The organism is Streptomyces muensis (genome assembly GCF_021474425.1).
GTDB classification, from domain to species: domain Bacteria; phylum Actinomycetota; class Actinomycetes; order Streptomycetales; family Streptomycetaceae; genus Streptomyces; species Streptomyces muensis.
This window is the reverse complement of sequence record NZ_JAKEIP010000368.1, coordinates 1-6,306: the sequence shown is the minus strand read 5'-3', so window position 1 is coordinate 6,306 and position 6,306 is coordinate 1. Positions and strand designations below refer to the sequence as shown.

Here is a 6,306-nt window from a genome sequence, read left to right as displayed (position 1 = left end):
GCCCCTACCCGTCCCATCCCTTGAAGGGGCGGAGCCCCTTCAAGGGATGGGACGGGTAGGGGCGGCGGGGGCGATGCACGCATGGCCGCGGAGTTATCCACAGGCTGGGGGCCTCGCCAGCGGATTGTCGGTCGGGCCAGGCACTATGGGGCCATGACTGAGAGCCACGGGTCCGCTTCGCGGGATCACCACATGCAGGACAAGGCCATCGCGGGCAAGGAGATGCCGGGCTGGGAGCAGCGCTTCCGGGCCCCCCGGGTGTCACTGCCGGACTGGGCGGAGGACGCACCGGACCGCTCCTTGTTCGTGTCGAACGCCACAGGGACCTACGAGCTGTACGCCTGGGACCGTTCGACCGGCGAGCAGCGCCAGGTCACCGACCGGCAGAACGGCACGACGGACGGCGTGCTCTCCCCGGACGGCGCGTGGATCTGGTGGTTCGACGACAAGGACGGCGACGAGTTCGGCGTGTGGCGCCGCCAGCCCTTCACCGGCGGAGAGGACGAGCTCGCGGCCCCGGGCCTCGACCCCTCCTACCCGGCGGGCCTCGCCCTGGGCCGCGACGGCCGCACGGCGATCGTGGGCCGCTCGACGGACGAGGACGGTACGACGATCCATGTGGCCCGCACCGGCGAACCCCCGGTGGAGATCTACCGGCACCGCGAGTCCGCGGGCGTCGGCGACCTCTCGCACGACGGCACGCTGATCGCCGTCGAGCACACCGAGCACGGCGACGCGATGCACTCGGCGCTGCGCGTCCTGCGCCCCGACGGCAGCGCGGTCGCCGAACTCGACGACACCAAGGGCGGCACCGAGGAACTGGGCCTCGAGGTCCTCGGCTTCGCCCCGGTGACCGGTGACGCGCGGCTGCTCGTCGGACATCAGCGGCGCGGCCGCTGGGAGCCGCTGGTGTGGGACGTGGCGACGGGCGAGGAGACGGACCTCGCGCTGGAGCTGCCGGGTGACGTCAGCGCGGAGTGGTATCCGGACGGGACCGGGCTGCTGATCGCGCACAGCTTCGAGGCCCGAAGCGAGCTGTTCCGGTACGACCTGGCGGCGCGAGAGCTGGTGCGCGTCCCGACTCCGGCGGGGTCGGTGTCGGGGGCGACGGCCCGCCCGGACGGCAGCGTGGAGTACCTGTGGTCGTCGGCGGCCGAGCCGTCGGCGGTGCGGTCGACGACGGGGCGGGTGGTGCTGGATCCGCCCGGTCCGAAGTCCCCCGGCTCGGTCGCGGTGGAGGACGTGTGGGTGGAGGGCCCGGGCGGCCGCATCCACGCGCTGGTTCAGCGGCCGGCCGGCGCCGAGGGTCCGTTGCCGACCGTGTTCGACATCCACGGCGGCCCGACCTGGCACGACAGCGACGCGTTCGCGGCCGGCCCGGCGGCCTGGGTGGACCACGGGTACGCGGTGGTCCGGGTCAACTACCGCGGCTCGACGGGCTACGGACGTGCCTGGACGGACGCGCTCAAGCACCGCGTCGGGCTGATCGAGCTGGAGGACATCGCGGCGGTCCGGGAATGGGCGGTGACGTCCGGCCTGGCCGACCCGGCCCGGCTGATCCTGACCGGCGGTTCGTGGGGCGGCTACCTCACTCTGCTGGGCCTCGGCACCCAGCCGGACGCGTGGACGCTGGGCATCGCGGCGGTTCCGGTCGCCGACTACGTCACGGCCTACCACGACGAGATGGAGGCCCTGAAGGCCATGGACCGCACCCTCCTGGGCGGCACACCCGAGGAGGTCCCGGAGCGCTTCGAGGCGTCTTCCCCGCTGACCTACGTCGACCAGGTGAAGGCCCCGGTCTACATCTCGGCGGGCGTCAACGACCCGCGCTGCCCGATCCGCCAGATCGACAACTACGTCAAGCGCCTGGAGGCCCGCGGCGCGGTGCACGAGGTGTACCGGTACGACGCGGGGCACGGATCGCTGGTGGTGGACGAGCGGATCAAGCAGGTCGCACTGGAACTGGACTTCGCGGAGCGGCACTTGCCGGGTGGGGTCCCGAAGTAGGGCGGATACGTTGGCGCGGCGGCGCGCAGCGGTGCGTCGCCGCACGTACGACCGGCGCGGGGGAGGTCCACAGGATGAGGCGTGCGGTGGTCCCGGCCGTGGCGGCGGCCGTGGTGCTGATGAGCGGCTGCGGCGAGGACGTGCCCGGCTGCGGCTGGGAGAACCGGCCGGAGAGCTTCCCGGTCGAGGGCGAGAAGCGGCCCGTGCGGATCCGGCCCAGCGAGCGGCATCCCGGGCTGGGCGGCCGCGAGGTGACGGACGCGCTGCCCCCTCGCCCCGACCGCGACGCCGGCCCCACCGCGCAGGCGCTGTACGACCTCCAGCGGAAGACGCTCGACATGGTGGGCGAGCTGGGCGAGATCGAACCCGGCCGGTGCGAGGGCGGCGAACTCGCCCTGGAGGTGGGGGACACCACCCGCTGCACCGTCAGCTACGAGGGGGTCGAGGTGCCCTGGCAGGTGAAGATCACCAATGCGATACCCCAGGGTGTGGGCACCCCGTACGGCATCGACTACCAGTACACCGTCCGGCCGTTGCGGACCGTGGTGCTCGCGCAGGAGGTCTACGACTGGTTCGCGTGGGAGGCCGGGAAGAACGGCCCGGACAGCCTCTCGGCTCCGAAGGAGCCGCGCTGCGACAGACTCCCGAAGATCTTCACCGCCGAGCCCGGCCGGGACACCGGTTACCACTGCCAGCGCCTCGGCTATTCGTGCACCGACGGTGACTTCGACTTCGAGTGGAACGACGTGGCGATCCGTGTCGACGAGGAGGGGGCGGTGAGGGTCGACGGCTGAGGGCCGACGGCGGTTCACGGGGGCGCCCTCGCGCTACGCGCCCTCCCGCTCCCGGGACCGTCTGCCCAGGAGTTCCGCCAGCCCCCGGCGGGTCGCGGCCAGCACCACGCGGTCCTCCTTCTGCAGGACATAGCTGTCGGGCAGGTCCCACACCCATCCCGACGCGCCGCCCGGCCGGCCGTCCTCGTAGGCCTCCTCGACCGCGGGTTCCTCGCGGCGCTCGTCGCGGGAGCCCCGGTCCAGCGCCAGGACCCGCCAGGCGCCCGGCCGGAAGGCCTGGCCGACGGTCCGGTCCTCCAACTGCGGCTGGCCGGCCACCTCGACGGCGGCGAACAGCAGCACGCGGCGCTCGACGGGGATCGCGCCGAGGATCTGGCGGCCCATCATCGCCCCGGCGAAGGCGGGCGCGGCCAGATGGGTCACGCTGCGGCTGCGGGTCAGGGCGTGGGGGTGCGCGGCGCGCAGGGTGCGGTAGACGGCGGTGGCGAAGTCGTCGTCGTACAGCCGCAGGACCACCCGCAGGTCGGGGCGGACGGAGCGGGCGTACAGGGCGGCTTCGAGGTTCGTGGTGTCCGCGCTGGTCACCGCGAGCAGCGCGTGCGCCCGGTGGATCTTGGCGGCCTCCAGGACGCCTTCCTGGGTGACGTCGCCGAGCACCACCGGCACCCGTAGCCGCCGCGCGGTCGCCATCCCGCGGGCCTCGGGGTCGGACTCGACGCACACCACGGGGATGTGCAGTTCCCGCAGCCGGGTGAGCACCCGGGTGCCGATCTTGCCGAGGCCGAGCAGGACGACGTGGCCGCCGAGTCCGCGCGGCGGTTTGCGCAGGGCGGACGCGGTGCGGAAGGTGCCGAGGGCCTCCAGCACCGCCGCCAGCAGTACGGGGAGCAGCAGCAGTCCGATCAGTCCGGACAGGAGCTGGAGGATCTGGCGGGCCAGGGTCTGGTGCAGGGCGGGTTCGTTGATGGCGAAGAGGTCGAGGAGGGTCATGTACGTGGCGTACAGCGGGTGTTCGCCGGTCACCACCGTCAGCGCGACGGCCAGCGCCGCGACACAGCCCACAAGACCGGCCAGCGACCACCGCAGCCGCCGTGAGAACAGCGAGGCGAACGACGGTACGACGCCGCGTCCCGAGGGCAGGGACGGACCCGCGTACGACACCTGCTCCAGGACGACCGCGCCACGGCTTCCCGCAGACTGGACCGCCTCCGCGTCCGGCAGCAGCAGCGGCCCCTGTTCGCCGCTGCCCTCCGAACCGTCCGCGCCGGCCGGGTCGTTGCTGGTCGTGGACAGCAGGGCCAGCGTGGCCAGCCCGGCGGCGGGCGTCTGCCCGGGGCGCAGGGGCGGGCGTTCGACGGCGCGCAGCAGCAGGCCGTCCGTCTGGACGACCTTGGTGGTGCCGACGACAGCGGTCGCGGCCAGCGCGGGAGCGGCCGTGTCGGCGTCGGAGAGCACGGTCGTGGAGGCGTCGAGACCGGCGTCCCCGGCGCCCGTCGCCAACGCGGCGGCCTGGTCGAGGAGTTCCTCGATGTGCTGGCCCAACCGGCGGTTGTACAGGCGCAGGACGAGCCGGAGGCGGGGGTTGAGGCGGCGGGCGGTCAGGGCGGCGCGGATGTTGGTCTCGTCGTCGTCATAGACGAGGGCGAGGGCCGCCGCCTGTTCCACACCGGCGTCGGCGAGGGCGGCTTCGGTGGCCTCGCCGGCCTCCACCACCCGTAAGCCTCCGGCGGGTTCGCCGCCGCCGGCCCCGCCGTTCGCACGGCTGACGGCCGCCGTCACCGCCCCGATCAGCGCCGCCGACGCGGCCCGGGCCCGGCCCACCACGGGCGGCCGTACCGTGCGTTCGGAGGGCGGCACGACGAGCGTGACCTGTTCGCCGTACACCCCGCGCAACTCGGCGGCCAGCCGGTGCGCGAGACCGTCGTCGCCGCACACCACCATGTGCGCGGCCGTGTCACTCCCCAACCGCTGATTCGGAACGCTCCCCACGAGGGAAAAGACTGCCTCATAGTGACGGGTGGTTCCACAAGGGGCCCTGTGAGCCCGGACCTCCCCCGAATCTCCGCACCTGAACACTCCCGCCCCGCCGCCCGTACCGGAGGGGAGGGAAACCAGCGCCCTTCCGCACCACCGGAGGTACCTCGCCCGTGGCGATCACCAAAGCGGCCCCGCAGCACACCGAGGGGGCCGGGCCGAAGACCGAGGGGGCCGGGCCGAAGACCGAGGGAGCCGGGCAGGAGAGCCGGCACCTCAACTCCCCCCTCCTGCTCACCATGCTCATGGTCGTCCTGGTGCTGCTCCAGAGCCCGATCCGCCGGGCGCTCTCCGCACCGGTCATGCAGAGCTGGACGACGGTGTTCGTCGCGGTCATGGTGCAGGCGCTGCCCTTCCTGGTGCTGGGTGTGCTGCTCTCGGCGGCCATCGCGGTGTTCGTGCCGCCGTCCTTCTTCGCCCGCGCCCTGCCCGGCCGCCCCGCCCTCGCCGTCCCGGTCGCGTCGGCGGCGGGCGCGGTGCTGCCGGGCTGCGAGTGCGCGTCGGTGCCGGTGGCCGGGGCGCTGGTCCGGCGCGGTGTCACCCCGGCCGCTGCCCTCGCCTTCCTGCTGTCCGCCCCGGCGATCAACCCGATCGTGCTGACGGCGACGGCCGTCGCCTTCCCCGGCGACCCGGAGATGGTCCTCGCCCGTCTGGTCGCGAGCCTGCTGGTGGCCTGCGCGATGGGCTGGCTGTGGCTGCGCCTGGGCCGCACCGACTGGCTGAAGCCGCCGTCCCACCCCTCCCACGACGGCCAGAGCAAGGGCGAGGCCTTCTGGAACTCCGTCCGGCACGACGTGATGCACGCCGGCGGCTTCCTGGTGGTCGGCGCGATGGCGGCGGCGACCCTCAAGGCGGTGGCCCCGGAGAGCTGGCTGCGGGCGGCGGCCGACAACCCGGTGCTGTCGGTCCTCGCGCTCGCGGTCCTCGCGGTGGTGCTGTCGATCTGCTCGGAGGCGGACGCGTTCGTGGCGGCGTCCCTGTCCCAGTTCTCGCTCACGGCCCGGCTCACCTTCCTCGTGGTGGGCCCGATGATCGACCTCAAGCTCTTCGCGATGCAGGCGGGCACCTTCGGCCGCTCCTTCGCCCTGCGCTTCGCCCCGGCCACCTTCACGCTGGCCGTGGTGGTGTCGGTGCTGACCGGATGGGTGATCCTGTGAACCGCCAGGCCCAGTCGGCCGTCCTGTTCCTGCTCGGCGCGTCCCTGCTGCACGCCGCCACCACCGACCTCTATCTGCGGTACGTCAAACAGGGCCTGCGCCCGTTGGTGCTGGTCGCGGGCGCGGTACTGATCGCGGCGGCGGTGGCGACGGTCTGGTACGAGCGCAAGCGCGCGCGGCGAGAGAAGGAGGCCCCCCATCGAGGCAGCCACACTCACCCCGAACCCCGAGTCTCCTGGCTCCTCGTCCTCCCCCTCCTCGCCCTGATCCTCGTGGCCCCGCCCGCCCTCGGCTCCTACAGCGCCACCCGCACT

The 6,306-nt window shown here is 73.4% G+C and carries 4 protein-coding genes and 1 pseudogene; 4 read left to right on the top strand and 1 reads right to left on the bottom strand.

Features of this window, described 5'->3' with window-relative positions; all coding sequences use genetic code 11:
• The first annotated feature begins 153 nt into the window (after window positions 1-153).
• The gene (locus tag L0P92_RS40905) at window positions 154-2,007 is read left to right on the top strand and encodes a S9 family peptidase (RefSeq protein WP_234768209.1); all 1,854 of its coding nucleotides are present in this window, start codon (window positions 154-156) and stop codon (window positions 2,005-2,007) included.
• Between the two features lie 74 nt (window positions 2,008-2,081).
• On the top strand, window positions 2,082-2,801 hold the full coding sequence (locus tag L0P92_RS40900) for a hypothetical protein (protein ID WP_234768208.1): 720 nt from the start codon (window positions 2,082-2,084) through the stop codon (window positions 2,799-2,801).
• 33 nt (window positions 2,802-2,834) lie between these two features.
• Here L0P92_RS40900 and L0P92_RS40895 read toward each other — a convergent pair whose 3' ends face one another.
• Window positions 2,835-4,742, bottom strand: coding sequence for an NAD-binding protein (locus L0P92_RS40895; RefSeq protein WP_234768210.1), 1,908 nt, complete (start codon window positions 4,740-4,742; stop codon window positions 2,835-2,837).
• A 206-nt stretch (window positions 4,743-4,948) separates the two neighbouring features.
• On the opposite strand from L0P92_RS40895, the gene L0P92_RS40890 reads away from it, so the two are divergent.
• Together L0P92_RS40890 and L0P92_RS40885 are read left to right on the top strand one after the other, a co-directional pair.
• Window positions 4,949-5,992 carry a permease gene (locus L0P92_RS40890; protein ID WP_234768207.1) on the top strand — a complete coding sequence of 348 codons (1,044 nt, stop codon included), beginning with the start codon at window positions 4,949-4,951 and terminating at the stop codon, window positions 5,990-5,992.
• Window positions 5,989-6,306 (top strand): annotated as a pseudogene (locus L0P92_RS40885) (TIGR03943 family putative permease subunit); the annotation flags it as partial. The gene L0P92_RS40890 and the pseudogene L0P92_RS40885, both read left to right, overlap by 4 nt.